The organism is Megasphaera sp. ASD88 (genome assembly GCF_002287425.1).
Lineage (GTDB): Bacteria > Bacillota > Negativicutes > Veillonellales > Megasphaeraceae > Megasphaera > Megasphaera stantonii.
The window spans coordinates 16,519-35,871 of sequence record NZ_NQXW01000005.1 but is presented as its reverse complement, the minus strand read 5'-3'; the positions used below and the strand labels follow the sequence as shown (position 1 = coordinate 35,871).

The 19,353-nt window shown below is 53.5% G+C and carries 17 protein-coding genes; all 17 read left to right on the top strand.

Annotation, left to right across the window (positions count from 1 at the left end; genetic code table 11):
- Positions 1–226: 226 nt before the first annotated feature.
- Entirely contained in the window at positions 227–664 is a 438-nt protein-coding gene (locus tag CJ260_RS04700) for a PaaI family thioesterase (RefSeq protein ID WP_095629360.1), read from the top strand.
- Positions 654–1,103, top strand: coding sequence for a PaaI family thioesterase (locus CJ260_RS04695; RefSeq protein ID WP_162860283.1), 450 nt, complete (start codon positions 654–656; stop codon positions 1,101–1,103). Before CJ260_RS04700 ends, CJ260_RS04695 begins: the two co-directional genes overlap by 11 nt.
- 33 nt (positions 1,104–1,136) lie before the next feature.
- Positions 1,137–2,276: an acyl-CoA dehydrogenase family protein gene (locus CJ260_RS04690; RefSeq protein WP_087477172.1), complete on the top strand. Its 1,140-nt coding sequence runs from the start codon at positions 1,137–1,139 to the stop codon at positions 2,274–2,276.
- Between the two features lie 286 nt (positions 2,277–2,562).
- Complete coding sequence (pheS, locus tag CJ260_RS04685; protein WP_087477186.1) at positions 2,563–3,588, top strand: phenylalanine--tRNA ligase subunit alpha; 1,026 nt, start codon at positions 2,563–2,565, stop codon at positions 3,586–3,588.
- A gap of 14 nt (positions 3,589–3,602) precedes the next feature.
- Entirely contained in the window at positions 3,603–6,029 is a 2,427-nt protein-coding gene (pheT, locus tag CJ260_RS04680) for a phenylalanine--tRNA ligase subunit beta (RefSeq protein ID WP_095629359.1), read from the top strand.
- Between the two features lie 187 nt (positions 6,030–6,216).
- Positions 6,217–7,575: a trigger factor gene (tig, locus tag CJ260_RS04675; protein ID WP_095629358.1), complete on the top strand. Its 1,359-nt coding sequence runs from the start codon at positions 6,217–6,219 to the stop codon at positions 7,573–7,575.
- 23 nt (positions 7,576–7,598) lie between these two features.
- Positions 7,599–8,192 carry an ATP-dependent Clp endopeptidase proteolytic subunit ClpP gene (gene clpP, locus CJ260_RS04670; RefSeq protein WP_369831699.1) on the top strand — a complete coding sequence of 198 codons (594 nt, stop codon included), beginning with the start codon at positions 7,599–7,601 and terminating at the stop codon, positions 8,190–8,192.
- A gap of 24 nt (positions 8,193–8,216) precedes the next feature.
- Positions 8,217–9,449: an ATP-dependent Clp protease ATP-binding subunit ClpX gene (gene clpX / locus CJ260_RS04665; RefSeq protein ID WP_095629356.1), complete on the top strand. Its 1,233-nt coding sequence runs from the start codon at positions 8,217–8,219 to the stop codon at positions 9,447–9,449.
- A gap of 75 nt (positions 9,450–9,524) precedes the next feature.
- Entirely contained in the window at positions 9,525–11,840 is a 2,316-nt protein-coding gene (lon, locus tag CJ260_RS04660) for an endopeptidase La (RefSeq protein WP_095629355.1), read from the top strand.
- Positions 11,840–12,481, top strand: coding sequence for a ribosome biogenesis GTP-binding protein YihA/YsxC (yihA, locus tag CJ260_RS04655; RefSeq protein WP_095629354.1), 642 nt, complete (start codon positions 11,840–11,842; stop codon positions 12,479–12,481). The genes lon and yihA overlap by 1 nt, the downstream gene beginning before the upstream one ends.
- 282 nt (positions 12,482–12,763) lie before the next feature.
- Positions 12,764–13,738 carry a glycosyltransferase family 2 protein gene (locus tag CJ260_RS04650; protein WP_168061561.1) on the top strand — a complete coding sequence of 325 codons (975 nt, stop codon included), beginning with the start codon at positions 12,764–12,766 and terminating at the stop codon, positions 13,736–13,738.
- A gap of 61 nt (positions 13,739–13,799) precedes the next feature.
- Positions 13,800–14,588, top strand: a complete 789-nt coding sequence (locus CJ260_RS04645) for an NlpC/P60 family protein (protein WP_095629353.1) — start codon at positions 13,800–13,802, stop codon at positions 14,586–14,588.
- Between the two features lie 192 nt (positions 14,589–14,780).
- Positions 14,781–17,381, top strand: coding sequence for an alanine--tRNA ligase (gene alaS, locus CJ260_RS04640; protein WP_198947398.1), 2,601 nt, complete (start codon positions 14,781–14,783; stop codon positions 17,379–17,381).
- A gap of 40 nt (positions 17,382–17,421) precedes the next feature.
- Positions 17,422–17,682, top strand: coding sequence for an IreB family regulatory phosphoprotein (locus tag CJ260_RS04635; RefSeq protein ID WP_087477163.1), 261 nt, complete (start codon positions 17,422–17,424; stop codon positions 17,680–17,682).
- Between the two features lie 7 nt (positions 17,683–17,689).
- Positions 17,690–18,106, top strand: a complete 417-nt coding sequence (ruvX, locus tag CJ260_RS04630; RefSeq protein ID WP_087477162.1) for a Holliday junction resolvase RuvX — start codon at positions 17,690–17,692, stop codon at positions 18,104–18,106.
- Between the two features lies 1 nt (position 18,107).
- Complete coding sequence (locus CJ260_RS04625) at positions 18,108–18,380, top strand: DUF1292 domain-containing protein (RefSeq protein WP_095629351.1); 273 nt, start codon at positions 18,108–18,110, stop codon at positions 18,378–18,380.
- 91 nt (positions 18,381–18,471) lie between these two features.
- Positions 18,472–19,350, top strand: a complete 879-nt coding sequence (locus CJ260_RS04620) for a LysR family transcriptional regulator (RefSeq protein WP_233127898.1) — start codon at positions 18,472–18,474, stop codon at positions 19,348–19,350.
- Positions 19,351–19,353: the final 3 nt, after the last annotated feature.

The following is a 19,353-nucleotide window of genomic DNA, read 5'->3' as shown; positions in this document are numbered from 1 at the left end:
CGAGAGAAGTAGTAGTGGGGGATACACATCTATGAGCGAACCTTCCAGCAGGCGAGTGTGGGGGTAAAGACCAGGTCAGGCATGTTGCAAAGCTGTGCATTGCGCACAGCTTTTTTTGTCATCCCAAGGAAGTTGCGCCATTTTGTTTGACGTATTTGCGCCGATATAGTAAAATATAAAGGTATTTATATATTTATCCAACGAAGTAAAGGAGCGGATGGCGTCGATGGAGGCTGATGTACAGGCCTTAGATGACGAATTGCAGAGAAATCCTTTCGATCAGTTTATGGATTTCCACGTCATTGCAGCAGATAAACAACTGACGGTGTTAGAGTTTCAAAACAAAGGGACGAAATGGGATAATCCCAACGGCACCTTGTACGGCGGCGTCCTGTATTCCATGTCGGCTTCCGCGATGGAAACGGCCTGCGCCGTGTATGGAAAAGCCGTGCTTACGTTGGATTTGTCCATGAATTTTCTTCGTCCTGCTTTTTCCAATACGGTCATCCGCGCTGAAACGCGGGTCATTCACAACGGCCATACGACGATGGTTGCCTTGTGCGACCTGTATGACAACAACGACCGGTATTTAGCTCATGGAAAGGGCACGTTTTTTGTAACCGGACCCTATGCGTTTGGAGGTGGAGAGGGACATGACCGCTGATAAACCCATAGATGTAGATGTGAACGCAGAGCTGCAGAGACGGCTTAGCCGCATTTATTCAGATATGCGGGACCCGAAGCACTATTTTAAAAATCTTCCCTGCAAGATCGAAGATTTCGCCGAAGGTTGGGTGCGTCTTAAATTTGAAATTACGCCGAATCTATGCAATTACCGGGGCATCGCCTCGGGCGGCGTTTTGGCTGCGTTCTGCGATACCCTGATGGGTATGGCGAGCCGTACGCTGGGCTACAAGGTTACGACGCTGGAGATTAATATGAATTATATCCGCCGCGTCAATTCCGGCGAAAGCCTGAACGGCGTCGGCCAGGTCGTTCATCACGGCGGCAAGACGATCGTCGTCGAATGCGAATGTTTTAACGAACAGGGTGCAGTCGTCGTCAAGGGACGGTCTTCTTTTTATATCATTGGCATGCTTTAACTAACGTAAAAACAAGGAAGGTTGGTCAGTACAATGGATTTTGCTTATAACGACGAACAAAAGGAACTTATCAGAGTCGTCCGCGATTTAGTAGAAAAGGAAATCGTTCCCTATGCTTCTGAAATGGATGAAACGGGAAAACTGCACGAAGGCCTGTTGGAAAAATTAGCCGCCCAGGGGCTATTGGGCGTAGCGATTCCGGAAGAATTCGGCGGCGCCGGCTTAGACGCCGTTACGATCGCCGGTATTTATGAAGAGCTGGGCAAGGGCTGCGCCGGCGTAGCTACGACGGTCGCCGCCAACGCGTTGGCTTCTTACCCGGTTATCATCGCTGGCAACGACGACCAGAAAAAACGGTATTTCGATATCATCAACCAGGATAATTTGGCGGCCTTTGCCTTGACCGAACCTGGCACAGGCTCCGACGCCGGTTCCGTATCGACCCGCGCCGTCAAGACCGAAGACGGAAAGGGCTATATCCTGAACGGCACGAAATGCTTCATTACGAACGGCGCCCTGGCCGAAGTCTTCGTCGTATTCGCCAATACGCGCAAGACTGGCGGCGTCCGCGGCCTGACGGCATTCATCGTCCGCAAGGGTACGCCGGGCTTTACCATCGGCAAGGAAGAAAATAAGATGGGTATCCGCGCTTCTAATACGACGGAACTCATTTTCCAGGATTGCTTCGTCCCCGTGGAAGACCGTCTCGGCCGCGAAGGCCAGGGCTTCCGCATTGCCATGAATACTCTTGACGCGGCTCGTCCCTTCGTCGGCGCCGTTTCTGTCGGCATTGCCGAAGCTGCTTTCCGCGCCTGCTGCGAATACGCCAAGGTCCGCGTGCAGTTCGACAAGCCCATCGCTTCGTTCCAGATGGTACAGAGCATGATCGCCGACATGGCTATGCAGATCGAAGGCGCCCGCCTGCTGGTACACCGCGCCTGCTGGATGAAGGACCAGGGCATGGAATTCAGCCGCGAAGCGGCCATTGCCAAATGCAACGCTTCCGACGTGGCGATGCGCGTTACGACCGACGCCGTACAGGTTATGGGCGGCTATGGATATATTAAAGAATATCCTGTCGAAAAATACATGCGCGACGCTAAGATCATGCAGATTTACGAAGGCACGAACCAAATTCAGCGTTTGGTTATTGCAAATAAGACGTTATATTGATACAATATATACGTTACAGCCCCGCATAGGGTATTATGGCGATGAGAAAGAAAGCATGGATTTGCAGCCGGTTACAGGAAGTGAGAGCCGTCGATTGAGAGCTTTCACCCGGAGGATTCAGGGCGTTCACTTTCGAGCTTCCTGCTGAACGGAGTAGGCGGGACGGGTATTCCCGTTACAGAATGCGAGAGACACAATTAGGGTGGTACCGCGGAATTAAAACTTTCGCCCCTGCATGGGGCGGAAGTTTTTTTATTTGTATTAGAGGAGGAATATATCAATGACGATGATCAGCGATAAGATTGAAGCTATCAAAGCGGCAGTAGACGAACAAATAGCCAAGAGCGAAGCTCTGCAGGACGTGCAGAACATACGCGTCAAATACTTGGGCAAAAAAGGCGAGCTGACGTCTATTATGAAGGATTTAAAAAATCTTTCCAAGGAAGAACGGCCTCAGGTCGGCCAGCTTGTCAATACGGCCCGGGGCATCATCGAAGACCATTTAAAGGCTCGTATGGAAGAACTCAAGGAAAAATCCCTGGAAATGAAAATCCAGTCGGAAAAAATAGATATTACCCTGCCGGGCAGAAAACCCGTTATGGGTCACGAACATCCCCTTCATTTGACGCGCCGTCTCATGGAACAGTCCTTCCTGAACATGGGCTTTTCCATCGTAGAAGGTCCGGACATCGAATCGGATTACTATAATTTCCAAAGCCTGAACCTGCCGGAAGACCATCCGGCCCGGGATATGCAGGATTCCATGTACGTAACGCAGAACATCCTGCTCCGGACTCATACGTCGCCGCTGGAAGCGCGGACGCTGCAGGCTCACAAACCGAACGAACCGTTTAAAATCATCGCGCCGGGCAAGGTATACCGCTGCGACTACGACGCGACTCATTCGCCTGTATTCCATCAGATGGAAGGCATGATCGTCGACAAGGGCATCCGCTTCTCCGACTTAAAAGGCATGCTGGAAGACTTCCTGCGCGATATCTTTGGCCCGCAGACGAAGGTGCGCTTCCGCGCCAGCTATTTCCCCTTTACGGAACCGAGCGCCGAAGTCGACATTTCCTGCGTCATGTGCGGCGGCAAGGGCTGCCGCGTCTGCTCGCACACGGGCTGGCTGGAAATCCTCGGCTGCGGCATGACCAACTTTGAAGTGCTCCGCATGAACGGCTATGACCCCAATCAGGTCAGCGCCTTCGCCTTCGGCATGGGCGTCGAACGCATTGCCATGCTGAAATACGGAATCGACGACTTGCGCCTGTTCTATGAAAACGACATGCGGTTCTTGAACCAGTTCTAGGAGGTACGAAAACGATGAAAAGCTCTTTGTTATGGATGCAGGATTATGTACATGTAGATATGACGCAGGACCCTCAGGCCTTTGCCGATACGCTCACCATTTCGGGGATTCCTGTCGAACAGGTAGAACACTGGGGGACGGAAATCAAAAAGGTCGTCACCGGCAAGATTTTGAAAATTGATAAGCACCCCGACGCCGATAAATTAGTCGTTTGCCAAATCGACGTAGGCAGTGAAACGCTGCAGATCGTCACGGGCGCTCCCAACGTGCGGGAAGGGCAGATCGTTCCCGTCGCCGTCCACGGCGCTCATCTTCCCGGCGGCGTCAAGATCAAGCGCTCCAAGCTGCGCGGCGTAGAATCGAACGGCATGCTCTGCTCGGCTCACGAACTGGGATTTGACGACAGCGTGCTCCTGCCGGAAGAACGGAACGGCATCTGGATTTTGCCGGACGACACGCCTGTAGGCGTCGACGCCGTAGAATACCTGGCCCTGCAGGACGTCGTATACGAATACGAATTGACGCCGAACCGCGCCGACTGCTTCTCCATGGTCGGACTGAGCCGTGAATTTGCCGTACTGAGCAATCAGAAAGCCAAATATCCGGATATCGTCGTCGATGAATGCGAAGAATCTATCAGCGGCAAGGTCAAGGTTTCCATTGAAGACGAAGAACTGTGCAGCCGCTATGCCGCCCGTCTGCTGGTCAACGTCAAGGTCGGCAAATCGCCCTTGTGGATGCAGCAGCGCCTGCGCAAGTCCGGCGTCCGCCCGATCAACAACGTCGTCGACGTGACGAACTACGTCATGATCGAGCTGGGGATTCCCCTGCACGCATATGACTACGACCGCGTCGTAGACCATCACCTCATCGCCCGCCGGGCCAAGGAAGGCGAAGATATGAAGACCCTTGACGGCGTCGACCGCAAGCTCAGCGGCAACATGCTGGTCATTGCCGACCCGGCGAAGCCGTGCTGCATCGCCGGCATCATGGGCGGCTATGACTCGGAAGTCACAGCCGATACGAAGACGGTTATCCTCGAATGCGCTTCCTTCAAAGGGTCGAGTATCCGTCACACCGGCCGGTCCCTCGGCCTGCGCTCTGAAGCGTCGGCCCGTTTTGAACGGGGCCTCGACGCCGAAGGCTGCATTGCATCCCTCGACCGCTGTGCCCAGCTCCTGCAGCAGATGGGCGCCTGCGACGTAGCCCAGGGCGTCGTCGATGTGTATCCCCGGCCGCAGCAGACAGTCCGCATTTCCTTTACGGCTGCCCAGGTCAACGCCTTCCTCGGCACGGAGATTCCGGAGGAACAGATGATTCACATCTTGGAAACGCTCCAGTTCGTTATCGAAAAAGACGGCGAAACGCTGACGGCTGTCGTTCCGTCTTATCGCCGCGACTGCACGGAAATGCCGGATATCGCCGAAGAAGTCGCCCGTATTTTCGGTTATGAAAACATTCCTTCGACGCGCCCCTGGTCCAACATCAGCAAAGGGGAAGAAGGCTATCACCATCAGGTAAGCGAAAAAGTCTCGGCCGTCCTCAACGGCTGCGGCTTGAACGAAACGGTTACCTTCAGCTTCGTTCATCCCGACTCGCTGAAAAAAATGCTCTTCCCCGAAGGGGACGACGTATACAAAGCCGTTCCGATTCTCAACCCGATTACGGAAGAATTCCCGTGGATGCGCACGACCTTGCTGCCGTCCCTCATGGACGTCCTCGTACGCAATCAGGCCGTAAAGAACGAATCGGTCGGCATTTATGAAATCGCTCCGGTCTATAAGCCGAAATCGCTGCCCATTACGGAGCTGCCCGTACAGGAAATGTACGCTGCAGGCCTCCTGTACGGCAAGCGTCAGACCGGCGAATGGCCGAACAAAGCGGAACAGTACGATTTCTACGACATAAAGGGCATCGTGGAAACGATTCTTTCCAGCCTGGGTATTCAGGCCGACTTGGAAGTATCTGATTTCGCGCCCCTCCATCCGGGCAAGGCGGCGAAATTCGTCAAGGACGGCAAGGTGCTTTGCCAGTTCGGCGAGCTTCATCCGAAGGTCATCGACAACTACGACGTAGCCGGACCGGTATACGTCTTTGAAATGAATTTGACTGATATCCTGCCGCTCATCAACCTGATTCCGGATTACCACAAGGTCGCCAAGTTCCCGGCGTCGAGCCGCGATTTGGCCTTCCTGGCTCCGATCGGCACGTCCAACGCCGACATCATCGGCGTCATTCAGAAGGACGGCGGCCCGTACCTCGAAGCGGTGCACCTCTTTGATATGTACACGGGCAAACAGGTACCGAAGGGATTCAAGAGCCTGGCATATTCCCTCGTATTCCGTTCGGAAACGGGGACATTGACGGACAGCGATATTCAGGGTCCTATCGACGCGATCATTGCAGAATTGAAAGAAACGCTCGGCTGCGAACTGCGGTAAGACGCACAGCGGCATAGCGGACAGTAGGAGACGGCAGGGAGGCAGAACTTTGAAAGTCAAAGGCCCGCCCAGCCTGTCTCCTACTTTTATATTGTAAAAAAGTAAACTTGTGGTATGATGTAGAGCGTAATATGGTAATTTAGAGATAAATTAGGGCTTTTGGGCCCATGAGGAGGACATAGTTAGAATGAACGTAACAGTTAACGAAGTAGACCAGCACAAAGTAACCCTGCACATTGAAGTGCCTGCAAAAGACGCTTCGAAAGCGGCTGCAGCAGCTTGCAAAAACTTGGCAAACCGCGTAAATATCCCCGGTTTCCGCAGAGGCAAAGCACCGCGCATGGTGCTGGAAAGCTTCTTGGGCAAAGACGCTGTGAAACAGGAAATCTTCGAAGCCATTGCCAATAAAGCGTACAGCGACGCATTGAAAGAAAAAGACATCGTTCCCGTAACGGACCCTGAAATCAACGTCATCTGCGACGAAAAGGGCAAGGACGTCGTATTCGAAGCTACGATTACGAAAAAGCCGGAAGTCAAGCTCGGCGAATACAAGGGCATCAAAGTCGCTAAAGACGTCGTTGCCGTAAGCGACGAAGACGTAGCGAAAGAATTGGCTAACCTGCAGAAGCAGCACTCCAAGCTCGTCGTAGCTCCGGAAGGAACGGAAATCGCAAAAGACGACTTTGCCGTTATCGATTTCAAGGGCACCGTCGACGGCGTAGCCTTTGAAGGCGGCGAAGGCAAGGCCTATCCGCTGCAGATCGGCTCGGGCAGCTTCATCCCCGGCTTTGAAGACCAGCTCATCGGCTGCAAGGCAGGCGACGAAAAAGACGTAACCGTCACGTTCCCCGAAGATTACTTTGAAAAATCCTTGGCTGGCAAGGAAGCCGTTTTCGCCGTTAAGGTCAACGACGTAAAACGCAGCGAACTGCCGGCTATTAACGACGAATTTGCAAAAGAAGCGGGCAAATTCGATACGGTCGACGAATTGAAGGCCGACATCCGCAAACGCCTCGAATCGAGAGCTTCCTTCCAGGCTTTGGAAAAATTCAATTCCGAAGTATTGAAGACTGCCGTCAACGCTGCAGAAGTAGACATTCCCCAGGTCATGATCGACGACAAGATCGACCAGATGATCGAAGAACTGTCCATGAAATTGGAAACGCAGCGCATGAACCTTGACGATTACCTCAAATACATGGGCCAGGATATGGACAAACTGAAAGAACAGTATGCCGAACCGGCTAAAGAAAACGTCAAGATGGACCTCGTATTGGAAGCTATCGCCAAAGCTGAAAGCATCGAAGTAAAGGATATCGACCTCCAGGCCGAAATCATCACGATGGCTCAGAACTTCGGCGCCGATCCGAAAGAAGTTTACAAAATTATTATGAAAGAACATCGCGTTCCGATGCTTGTCCAGTCTGTCGGCCGCAAAAAGGCCGCAAGCTTCATCTTGAAGAATGCTGTCGATACAAACGAAGAAGCAAAAGCTGAAGAACCTGCCGTAGAACAGGTAACGGCTGAAGACAAACCGGAAGCGTAATTTCCGGAGGTGTTTTTATGAGTATGTATGTCCCCATTGTCGTCGAACAGACGGCGCAGGGCGAACGGAGCTACGATATTTATTCCCGTTTGCTCAAAGACCGCATTGTATTTTTAGGCGGTCCCATTGACGATACGACGGCTAACATCATTATCGCCCAGCTGTTATTCCTGGAAGCCGATAACCCGGATAAGGATATCCACCTGTACATCAACAGCCCCGGCGGCGTAGTCACGGCCGGCATGGCTATTTATGATACGATGCAGTACATTAAGCCTGACGTGTCGACTATCTGCGTCGGCTCGGCGGCGAGCATGGCGTCGGTCCTGCTGGCTGCCGGCGCGAAGGGCAAGCGGTTTGCCCTGCCCCATTCGCAGGTCATGATTCATCAGCCCTTAGGCGGCGTTCAGGGACAGGCTACAGAAATCGAAATCCACGCCCGCGAAATCCTGCGCATGCGCAAGGAATTGAACGGCCTGTTGTCCAAGCACACGGGACAGCCCATAGACGTCATTCAGAAGGATACGGATCGGGATAACTTCATGACAGCCGAAGACGCCAAAGCCTACGGCCTTGTCGACGAAATTCTCGTCCGCCCTCACGAAGAAGCGAAATAACGGGCCATACAGGAGGAAGACGCTGTGAACGATAGAAATAACGAACCGAGATGCAGTTTCTGCGGCCGCTCGCAAAACGAGGTGCAGAAGCTGATCGCCGGTCCCGGCGTGTATATCTGCGACGAATGCATTGCCGTTGCCCAGCACATCTTGGAAGAAGAAAAGCAAGAAGTATCTTCTGACTTCCAACTGAAAGATCTGCCGACGCCGCGCCAAATCAAGGAGACGCTGGACGAATACGTCATCGGTCAGGAAGCGGCTAAAAAGACGTTGGCTGTCGCCGTATATAATCATTACAAACGACTGCAGACAAACAGTGTAGTAGAAGACGTAGAATTACAAAAATCCAATATCATCATGGTAGGGCCGACGGGCTGCGGCAAGACGCTGCTGGCCCAGACCCTGGCCCGGCTGCTGGACGTGCCCTTTGCCATTGCCGACGCGACGAGCCTGACCGAAGCGGGGTACGTCGGCGAAGACGTAGAAAACTGCCTGCTCAAGCTGATTCAGGCGGCGGACTACGACATCGCCAAGGCCGAACGGGGCATTATCTACATCGACGAAATCGACAAGATTGCCCGCAAATCGGAAAACCCGTCCATTACGCGCGACGTATCGGGCGAAGGCGTGCAGCAGGCGCTGCTGAAAATCCTCGAAGGAACCGTGGCCGGCGTGCCGCCTCAGGGCGGGCGCAAGCATCCCCATCAGGAAATGCTGCAGATTGACACGACTAATATCCTGTTCATCTGCGGCGGCGCTTTCGACGGCATCGACAAGACCATTTTGAACCGGACGACGGATAAAAATATGGGCTTTGGCGCCGATATCCATTCGAAGGAAGAGCATTCCATGGAATCGCTCCTGAAGGAAATCATTCCGACGGACCTGCAGAAGTTCGGCCTCATTCCCGAATTGATTGGCCGTCTTCCCGTACTGGTCACGCTGAATCCTCTCGACGAAGAGGCAATGGTTCATATTTTGACGGAACCGAAGAATGCCTTGGTGAAGCAGTATCAGAAGATGCTGGATATGGACGACGTGGAGCTGGAATTTACTCCCGAAGCCCTGCAGGCTATTGCTAAGGAAGCCCTGCGCCGCAACACCGGCGCCCGCGGCCTTCGTTCCATCATCGAGCGGATCATGTTGGATGTCATGTTCGACGTGCCGAGCCGTCACGACGTGGAAAAATGTGTCGTAACGGAAGATTGCGTCACAAAAGGAACAGAGCCTGACCTTGTATTAAAACAGGCAAAATGATATAATATGGAAATAAAACTCATTTCTCTCAGTTGGAAATGAGTTTTATTTTTAGACTAAAGAAGGTGATACATCATGGATGAAAATTCGATTTTAGCGATGCCCTTCGTTCCCTTGCGGGGCATTGTCGTATATCCGAAACTGCTCAGCCACATCGACATTGGCCGGGAAAAATCCCTGGCTGCCGTCGATTACGCCATGGAACATGACCGGCTGCTCGTCGTTTCGGCTCAAGTAGATGAAGAAGTAGACGACCCAGGCTTTGACGACGTGTACCAGTGCGGTACCTTAGTCCGGATTCAGCAGCTTCTCCGCCTTCCCGGCGGGCTGGTGCGCATCCTCGTCGACGGGATTGACCGCGTGCAGCTCCAGGGCTTTTCCGAAAAGAAGAATTATCTGGAAGTAGCCGCTGTCAAGGTCGACGAAATTGAAGACGATTCTATAGAAGAAGAAGCGCTGCGCCGCGTCGTATTAAAGCAGTTTTCCGACTGGCTGGAAAACGTCCGCAACGGTGAAGAAATCCGGGAAAAGGCCAAGGCTATTGAAGAACCCGGCGCCGTGGCTGATTTTATCGTGTCCCAGCTGCCGCTGCGCCTCGTCGTGCGCCAGCAGATCTTGGAAATGGCTGAGGTAAAGGCCCGTCTGCGCCGCGTCATGATTCTCCTCGACACGGAAGTAGAAATTGCCAATCTGGAATCGTCTCTCAACATGGAAGTGCGGAGCAAGATGGACCAGCAGCAGAAGGAATACTACCTGCGTGAAAAGATCAAGGCTATTCACCGTGAATTAGGCGACAAGGTCGATAAGGATACGGAGACGCAGGAGCTGCGGGAAAAGATTCATAAGATGAAGCTGCCGAAAAAGATCGAAGAGCCTCTTCTCAAAGAAGTGGACCGCCTCGATTCCATGCCGCCTATGATGGCGGAGTCGGCGATTATCCGCACCTATCTGGACTTGGCGTTGGAACTTCCCTGGAAAAAGGAAACGAAGGACCGCCTCGATTTGAAAGAAGCCCAGAGCGTTTTGGATGAAGACCACTACGGCTTGAAGCAGGTCAAGGACCGCATCATCGAATATTTGGCTGTCCGCCAGCTGACGCACAGCCTGAAAGGGCCTATCCTCTGCTTTGTCGGCCCGCCGGGCACCGGCAAGACGAGCATCGCCCGTTCGATTGCCCGGGCCATGAACCGCAAGTACGTCCGCATTTCCTTAGGCGGCGTGCGGGATGAAGCGGAAATCCGAGGCCACCGCCGCACTTACATCGGCGCGATGCCTGGCCGCATCATTTCGGGCCTCAAGCAAGCCGGCGTCAAGAACCCCGTATTTCTTCTTGACGAAATCGACAAGATGACGTCGGACATGCGCGGCGACCCGTCGGCGGCCCTTCTCGAAGTATTGGACCCGGAACAGAACAATTCCTTCGCCGACCATTACCTCGATATTCCCTTCGATTTGTCCAAGGTCTTCTGGATTACGACGGCCAACGTCGTCAGCGATATTCCCCGGCCGCTCCTGGACCGCATGGAAATTATCGAATTTACGAGCTATACGGAAGAAGAAAAGGTACAGATCGCCAAACAGTACCTCGTGCCGAAGCAGCTCAAGGAAAACGGCCTCAAGGCCAGCCAGGCCCGCTTCTCCGAGGCCGTCTTGAAGACGATTATCCAGGGGTATACGCGCGAATCGGGCGTCCGCACTCTGGAAAAGACCATCGGCGCCGTATGCCGCAAGGTAGGCAAGTCGATTTTGCTGGAAGAAGAAACGCCGCTTACCGTATCGATGAAAAATCTCCAGACGATTCTCGGCCCGGTTAAATATCTGCCGACGAAGGTCAACAAGGCCGACGAAGTCGGCATCGTCACAGGGCTGGCCTGGACGCAGGTCGGCGGCGAAGTACTGGAAACGGAAGCCGTCGCCGTCAAAGGCAAGGGCAGCCTGCTGCTGACGGGACAGCTTGGCGACGTCATGAAGGAATCGGCTGAAGCCGGTATGACCTACATCCGCCGCCGCGCCGGCGAGCTGGGGCTGCCGGAAGATTTCTATTCTCATTTGGATTTGCACATCCATCTGCCTGAAGGAGCGATTCCAAAGGACGGGCCGTCGGCGGGCATTACGATGGCTACAGCCCTGGCCTCGGCCCTGACAGGTAAAGCCGTACGGCACGACGTGGCCATGACCGGCGAAATCACCTTGCGGGGCACGGTTCTTCCCGTCGGGGGCATCAAGGAAAAGGTCATTGCGGCTCACCGGGCCGGCATCAAAAAGATCCTGCTGCCGGAAGAGAATAAGCGCGATATGGAAGACGTGCCTCAGTCGGTAAAGGACGACGTGACCTTTGTATTTGTACATCATATGGATGAAGTATTAGAACAGGCATTGGTGAACTCATAATGGCAAAGAGCTTGCAAATAATCAATCCGAAATATACGGCGTCGGCTGTCCGCAAGGATCAGTATCCCGACAGCGGTTTGCCGGAAATCGCCTTTTTAGGCCGTTCCAACGTAGGGAAGTCGAGCCTCATCAACTCTCTGTGCAACTACCGCGGCCTGGCCCGGGTCAGCGGCGAACCGGGAAAAACGCAGACCATCAACTACTTCAGCGTCGAGCTGCGGGAAAAAGACGGCGAAGCGATTCGCCGCACGCCCTTTTTCCTCGTCGACTTGCCGGGATACGGCTTTGCCCGGACTGGCGGCCAAAAGCGGCAGATGTGGAGCGACTTTATCGGCGAATACGTCACCCAGTCGCCTCACCTGGTCATGCTGTGCCTGCTTGTCGACCTGCGCCATCCCGGACTGGATATCGACCGGCAGGCCTATCAATGGCTGTCGGAACATGGCGTTCCCCTGCAAATTGTCGGGACGAAGGCCGATAAGCTGAAGGCCAGTGAAAAAAGAAAAAATATGATAATGCTCAACCAGATCTTTCCGACGGGCCATGACGCCGTTGTCCACTCTTCCTTGAAGAAGGAAGGCAGCGCAGCGTTGTTAGAACGCATCCTCATGAGCCTGGACGAAGCGAGCAGCCTTCCGTGATGCCGCAGGCATTGCGTACATCCGGCGTCCTATTGCGGCGCCGGATGTTTTTTATAAGGCCGAAGCGGCAGCAAAGCCGCCTGTTATATCGAGTTTTACAGTAATTTACTGGAAAAACGGGGGCGTTTTTGCTATAATAAATTAGATAAAGCAGCTGTTCATCAGATGAAAAATTAAAAAACGTATGCAGCATATCGCAACCGGTAATTCGTAAACGGCAGATTACCGGTTCTATACTTTGTAAGTTTTGGCAGTACGTTGGTAGGGATGGTATAGTTAACGATGAGCCTTTTTGAGGGGAAAGTCCGGAAGCTCCTGTCCATTGTCGTTCCTGTATACAATGAACAATTAAACATTGAGAAGTTTTATACAGAAGCGACAAAGGCAGTTCAGAATCTGGACATGGAATATGAAATTATATTTGTCGACGACGGATCCAGGGATGCGACGCCGCTGCTGCTCAGCCGGCTGACGCAGCAGGACGAGCACGTGCGTGCGCTTTTGCTGGCCCGTAATTTTGGTCATCAGCTGGCCATTACCTGCGGCATGGACCACGCCAGAGGCGACGCTATCGTCATGATGGACGGCGACCTGCAGCACCCGCCGGAAATGATTCCCCAGCTGGTTCAGTATTGGCGGGAAGGCTACGACGTCGTGCAGACGATACGCAAGGACACGAAGGGCGTAGGCTTTCTCAAGCGGCAGACGTCCAAGTGGTATTACCGCCTGCTGAACGCCTTGTCTCCGGTGCACATCGCGCCGGGCGGCTCCGATTTCCGCCTCATCGACAAGCGCGTGCTGGCGACGTTTAAGTTGTTTCGGGAGCACGACCGGTTTATCCGGGGAATGATCGGTGATATCGGCTACAAGCAGAAGACCGTCGACTTTGTAGCGCCGCCGCGGTTTGCCGGAAAATCAAAATTTTCCGTGCGGAAAATGCTGCATTTTGCCTTAGACGGCATCATGGCCTATTCGAAGATACCGCTGCGCATATCCTTTTACGCCGGCTTGGTCAGCGCCTTTTTGAGCGTCCTCATCATACTGCACGCCCTGTATTCCAGCGCTGTTGGCTCGGCTGCGCCGGGATGGACGACGGTCATCGTCGTCATCTGCATCTTAGGGGCCCTTCAGCTCATGTTCATCGGCATCGTAGGCGAATATATAGGCCGTATTTTTGAAGAAGTAAAGCAGCGTCCCCTCTATTGGCTGCGGGCCGAGCTGGGCGGACGCGGCGAACCAGAGGAACGCAACCGATAGCAGTCGAATCCTCACGGGGTACGGAACGGCCGGGCCGTTTCGGAGACGGAAAGGAGCTTGTATGCGAAACGAAATAAAACGGATATGGATATTGGCCGCCGTGCTGGCTGCCATGGCTCTTCCTGTTGGAGCCGCCGATTATTACGCCGTAGGCGATAAGGGCGGCGACGTGCTGCTTCTTCAGAAGCAGCTGATCAAGCGGGGCTACGACGTCGAAGCCGACGGCGTATTTTCCAAGGATATGGCCAAAGCCGTATCTAAATTCCAGAAGGATCAGAAAATACAGGTCAGCGGCAAGGTCGGCGGCTGGACGTACTATCTTCTGACGGGCAAACGGACTCTCATGCCGAAGGACAGCGGCTCCAAAGCCGTACAGAAGCCGGCAAAGAGCAAGAAGAAGCCTGTCAAAAAGGCCAAGGCTAAAAAGGCCGACAAGACGTCCAAGCTGAAGTATACGAAGCTGAAAAGCCTCAAGGGCTCCGACCACATCGGCCATCAGCTCGTCGATTCGGCGTACCAGTACATCGGCGTGCCCTATGTGTTCGGCGGCAATACGCCTAAGGGCTTCGATTGCTCCGGCTTTACGAAATACGTCTTTTCCCACAACGGCATTGAATTGCCGCGCATGGCTGACGAGCAGTACCGCATGGGGTTCCGCGTACGGAAAAACGAGCTCATACCGGGCGATTTGGTTTTCTTTACGACATATGAGCCGGGCGTGTCCCACACGGGTATTTACGTCGGCGACGGCAACTTCATCAGCGCGACGAGCAGCGGCGGTATCCGCGTAGACAGCCTGAAAAGCGGCTACTGGTCCGAACGCTATATCGGCGCCAAACGGGTCAGATAAATAGAATACGATGGCTAGCAAGAGGCCCTTCCTCCGGCGGCGTCCCAGGAGCGGCTTCTGCTAGCCATTCCTTATAATGAAAAATTTGTAAAAATAAGTGAAAAATATAAGGGAAAAGGTTGCCCAACGAGGGCAAATAAGCGTATAATTTTTCCATATGAAGAATACAGGAGAGTGTTGTTGATGAAATACATGACGGGTAATGAAATCCGCAAAGCCTATTTGGAATTTTTCAAAAGCAAGGAGCATTTGATTCTGCATAGTTTTCCCCTGATTCCCCAGGACGACCCGAGCCTGCTGCTCATTGGCGCCGGCATGGCTCCGCTGAAGCCGTATTTTACGGGCAAGCTCGTACCGCCGTCCTACCGGGTTACGACGAGCCAGAAGTGCATCCGCACCGGAGATATCGACAACGTCGGCCGCACGGCCCGTCACCATACGTTTTTTGAAATGCTGGGGAACTTCTCCTTCGGCAACTACTTCAAAAAAGAAGCCATCGCCTGGGCGTGGGAATTCCTGACGGAAGTCCTCGAACTGGATAAGGACAAGCTGTACGTTACGATTTATCCGAACGACGACGAAGCTTATGATTACTGGCACAACATGATCGGCCTGTCGGACGACCGCATCTTCAAATTTGAAGACAATTTCTGGGAAATCGGCGAAGGCCCCTGCGGCCCGGACAGCGAAATTTTCTACGACCTGGGACCGGAACGGGGCTGCGGCCAGCCGACCTGCACCGTAGGCTGCGACTGCGACCGCTATTTGGAAATCTGGAACCTCGTATTTACCCAGTTTGACCGCACCAAAGACGGCGAATACGTGCCTCTGGCTAAGAAAAACATCGATACAGGCGCCGGCCTGGAACGGTTGGCTTCGGTTATCCAGCAGAAGGAATCGAACTTTGAAACGGATTTGATTTTCCCGATTATCGAAGACGTCATCGCCCTCTGCCATGGCGATTACAACGATCCCCATCAGAAAGTGGCCATGAAGGTCATTGCCGACCACATCCGGGCGATTACGGTCATGATCAGCGACGGTATCCTGCCGTCCAACGAAGGCCGCGGCTACGTCCTGCGCCGTATCCTGCGCCGCGCCGTCCGCTTCGGCCGCCTGCTGGGAATTAAAGAATTGTTCCTCAGCGGCCTCGTCGACACGGTGATCGGCATCCTCGGCGAAGAATACCCCGAACTGAAAGAACATGAAGAATTAATCAAAAAAGTTATCGATACGGAAGAAACGCAGTTCAGCGCTACGCTGGCCCAGGGGACGGAACTCCTCGACCAGCTCATGGCCGCTGCCGGCCCGGCGAAGGAACTGGACGGCAAGGACGTATTCAAGCTGTACGACACGTACGGATTCCCTGTCGAGCTGACTGAAGAAATTGCCAGTGAAAACGGCATTACCATCGACCATGCCGGCTTCGACGCCGCCATGAAGGAACAGCAGGAACGGGCCCGCGCCGCCCGCGAAGACGTGTCGGCGAAAGTGGCTACGCCCGATACGACGAGACTGGATCAGAGCAAGCTGGTCAACGACCCGACGGCCATTGATGCGACTGTCGTCATGCTGGGCAAGGAAGGCGTAGAAGTGGCGAGAGCCTGCGACGGCGAAGAAGTGACGGTCATCATCGACAACAATCCCTTCCATCCCGAAGGAGGCGGCCAGCTCGGCGATACGGGCATGCTGGAAGGAAAAGAAGGCAAGGCCGTCGTAACGGATGCCAGAGCCTTGCCGAACGGCCTGGTATACCTCGTCGCGACTGTTCAGGAAGGGGCCCTGTGCATCGGCGATATGGTCGACGTCAAGGTAGATAAGGACCGCAACCTGGCCATGGCCCGCAACCACACGGCAACGCATCTTCTGCAGGCCGCTCTGCGCAAGGTACTGGGCAACCATGTCAACCAGGCCGGCTCTCTCGTTACGCCGGACCGCCTGCGCTTCGATTTTACCCATTTCTCGCCTGTTACGGCAGACGAACTGGCCGAAGTCGAAGACCTGGTCAACGAAGAAATTTTGGCAAACGTACGCGTCGATATAGAAGAAATGCCTATTGCCAAGGCCAAGGAAAAGGGCGCTATGGCTCTCTTCGGCGAAAAATACGGCGACGTCGTCCGCGTCGTATCGGTCGACGATTTCAGCTGCGAACTGTGCGGCGGCTCCCACGTGCCGTCGACGGCCGTCATCGGTACCTTCCGCATCTTATCGGAATCCGGCACGGGCACGGGCGTACGGCGCATCGAAGCCGTTACCGGCGCAGCGGCTCTGCAGAAAGCGCAGCACGACGCGGCGGAACTGCGTCTCGTCGCCGACATGCTGAAAGCCAAGGCCGACGCAATTCCCGATAAACTGAGCCAGGTTTTGGCGCAGCTGAAAGCGGCCGAAAAAGAACTGCAGCAGCTCAAGAAGGAAGCGGCTATGTCCGATATGGACGATATGCTGGCCGCTAAGGAAAACGTCAACGGCGTATCCGTCGTAGCGGCGGAAGCCCAGGCCGATTCTATGGACAGCCTGCGCGAGCTGGCCGATACGATCATGGACAAAGTCGGCAGCGGCGTCGTCCTTCTCGGAGCAGTTCATGACGGTAAGGTCAACTTCGTGTGCAAGGTCGCTAAAGCCGATACGAAGAAGGGCCTCCATGCCGGCAAGATCATCAAGGCGGCGGCTCAGGCAGCCGGCGGCAACGGCGGCGGCCGTCCCGATATGGCTCAGGCCGGCGGCAAGGCTCCGGAAAAATTGGCTGAAGCCCTGAAGGCCGGTAAAGCTGCCGTCAGCGAATTGATTGGATAAAAAGTATTTACATACGCAATGTCGTAAAGGATGTGATTCTATGGCAATCAGCGACGAAACGATGATCGTCAGGAATAGAAACGAAGAACAGACTGTCGCTTCTATGATTTTAGAAGATGTGTATCACGCATTGGAAGAAAAAGGATATAACCCCGTAAACCAAATCGTAGGATATTTGCTGTCCGGCGACCCGACGTATATTACGAGCCACAACAACGCCCGCAGCAACATCCGGCGCATCGAACGGGACGAACTCATTGAAGAACTGGTCCGTTCGTACGTAAAGCATCGCGGCTTATAGGAGGAACATGCGGATTTTAGGATTAGACGTCGGCTCTAAGACCATCGGCGTAGCCTGCAGCGACGCCTTGCTCATTACGGCGCAGGGCGTCGAGACGATACGGCGCGTTTCCAAGAAAAAGGACTTCCAGCGGCTGAAAGAGCTGGTCGCCGAAAAGGAAGTACACCGCATCGTCGTAGGCCGTCCCCGTCATATGAACGGCGACTACAGCGAAAATATTGATAAGATCGAGCACTTTGTAGATGAACTCAAAAAGGTCATGCCAGATATGGACTTTGTCTATTGGGATGAACGCCTAACGACCGTCATGGCCGAACACGTGCTGATGGAAGGCAATGTACGGCGGGAAAAGAGAAAACAGTTCGTCGATAAAATGGCGGCTGTCCTCATATTACAAAATTATTTAGACGCTCAAGGAGGATAACATGACAGAAGAAATGGAAGAAGTAATGGTCATTACGATTACCAGTCCCGATGGTGAAGAAAAAGATTTTCAGGAAGTAGACGCAGTCGAAATCGATGGTAAAATCTTTTCGCTGCTCCTTGAAATCTGCGAAAACGAAGACGAAGCGGAAGCTATCATCGCCCGCGTCGACGAAGAAAACGGCGAACCCGTTTACGTAGAACCGACGGAAGAAGAATTTGAAGCAGCCAGCAAGGCCTTTGAAGAATTGGCTGCTGACGACGAAGAAGAATAAGCACAGGTATATAGTAGTATAGAAAGAGGCATGCCGCGGCATGCCTCTTTCTATACGTACGGCAGGAGACGTTATGACTGAATTACCAAGTATGCAGCAATTAAAAAATTTTATTTTATATGGAAAATACGGCAATTTTACATCTGCAGCTAACGCGGCCAACATTACGCAGTCGGCGTTCAGCGCGCAGATTAAAAAGCTGGAAGACGTCGTCGGCGTCCGTCTGATCGCCCGGTCAAACCGCGGCAGCCATTTGACGAAAGCCGGCGAACTATTATTTCAGCGGCTGGAGCCCATACTGGACGAATTAGAGGTCTGCTTAGACGAAGTTCGCTCTATGGACGGCAGAGCCTTGCCTCTTTCCATCGGTATCATGCTGTCGCTGGGAGATATTCATATGAACCGCCATTTGGCGTACTTTCAGCAGCACTACAGCGGAGCGTCCTTTCAGATATATAATTTGGAAGCGCAGGAATTACTGCAGAAGCTCCGCAGCGACGAGCTCGACATTATATCCTTGTTTCGGCTGCCCTCTATGGATATCGACGGCTATGAGCAAGTCTGTTTCTGTAAGGAAAACATCGTTTACTATGCGCCCCATATCGTCGTTTCCGGAGGGGTTGCGACGGCTGATTTCATCGCTTCGCAGCCTTTGGCCCAATATTCGCCTCAGTACGTCATGAACGAATATTTAAATCAATTTTTATCAGACCATACGTCCTTGCCGCTGCAAACGCAGGCTTGGTTTTCTACGCCCTACGCGATGATGAATTATTGCCAGGCTAACCGCATCGGCGCCCTTCTGCCGGAACGTTTTTTAAAAGCCCTGGGCGTCGTCGGCGGCTGGTATGACATAGACCCGCCTATCGTTTTGCCTTGCTATTTGCTGTACAAGCGGAGCAATCCCAGGTACGAGGCCATTCAGGTCTTCGTCGACTATATGAAGCGAACCTATCACGTGCCGTCGTGACAT

Coding starts and splice junctions, on each gene's coding strand:
- CJ260_RS04700 (WP_095629360.1), top strand. CDS start 227: ATGGAGGCTGATGTACAGGCCTTAGATGACGAATTGCAGAGAAATCCT.
- CJ260_RS04695 (WP_162860283.1), top strand. CDS start 654: ATGACCGCTGATAAACCCATAGATGTAGATGTGAACGCAGAGCTGCAG.
- CJ260_RS04690 (WP_087477172.1), top strand. CDS start 1,137: ATGGATTTTGCTTATAACGACGAACAAAAGGAACTTATCAGAGTCGTC.
- pheS (WP_087477186.1), top strand. CDS start 2,563: ATGATCAGCGATAAGATTGAAGCTATCAAAGCGGCAGTAGACGAACAA.
- pheT (WP_095629359.1), top strand. CDS start 3,603: ATGAAAAGCTCTTTGTTATGGATGCAGGATTATGTACATGTAGATATG.
- tig (WP_095629358.1), top strand. CDS start 6,217: ATGAACGTAACAGTTAACGAAGTAGACCAGCACAAAGTAACCCTGCAC.
- clpP (WP_369831699.1), top strand. CDS start 7,599: ATGTATGTCCCCATTGTCGTCGAACAGACGGCGCAGGGCGAACGGAGC.
- lon (WP_095629355.1), top strand. CDS start 9,525: ATGGATGAAAATTCGATTTTAGCGATGCCCTTCGTTCCCTTGCGGGGC.
- yihA (WP_095629354.1), top strand. CDS start 11,840: ATGGCAAAGAGCTTGCAAATAATCAATCCGAAATATACGGCGTCGGCT.
- CJ260_RS04650 (WP_168061561.1), top strand. CDS start 12,764: ATGAGCCTTTTTGAGGGGAAAGTCCGGAAGCTCCTGTCCATTGTCGTT.
- CJ260_RS04645 (WP_095629353.1), top strand. CDS start 13,800: ATGCGAAACGAAATAAAACGGATATGGATATTGGCCGCCGTGCTGGCT.
- alaS (WP_198947398.1), top strand. CDS start 14,781: ATGACGGGTAATGAAATCCGCAAAGCCTATTTGGAATTTTTCAAAAGC.
- CJ260_RS04635 (WP_087477163.1), top strand. CDS start 17,422: ATGGCAATCAGCGACGAAACGATGATCGTCAGGAATAGAAACGAAGAA.
- ruvX (WP_087477162.1), top strand. CDS start 17,690: ATGCGGATTTTAGGATTAGACGTCGGCTCTAAGACCATCGGCGTAGCC.
- CJ260_RS04625 (WP_095629351.1), top strand. CDS start 18,108: ATGACAGAAGAAATGGAAGAAGTAATGGTCATTACGATTACCAGTCCC.
- CJ260_RS04620 (WP_233127898.1), top strand. CDS start 18,472: ATGCAGCAATTAAAAAATTTTATTTTATATGGAAAATACGGCAATTTT.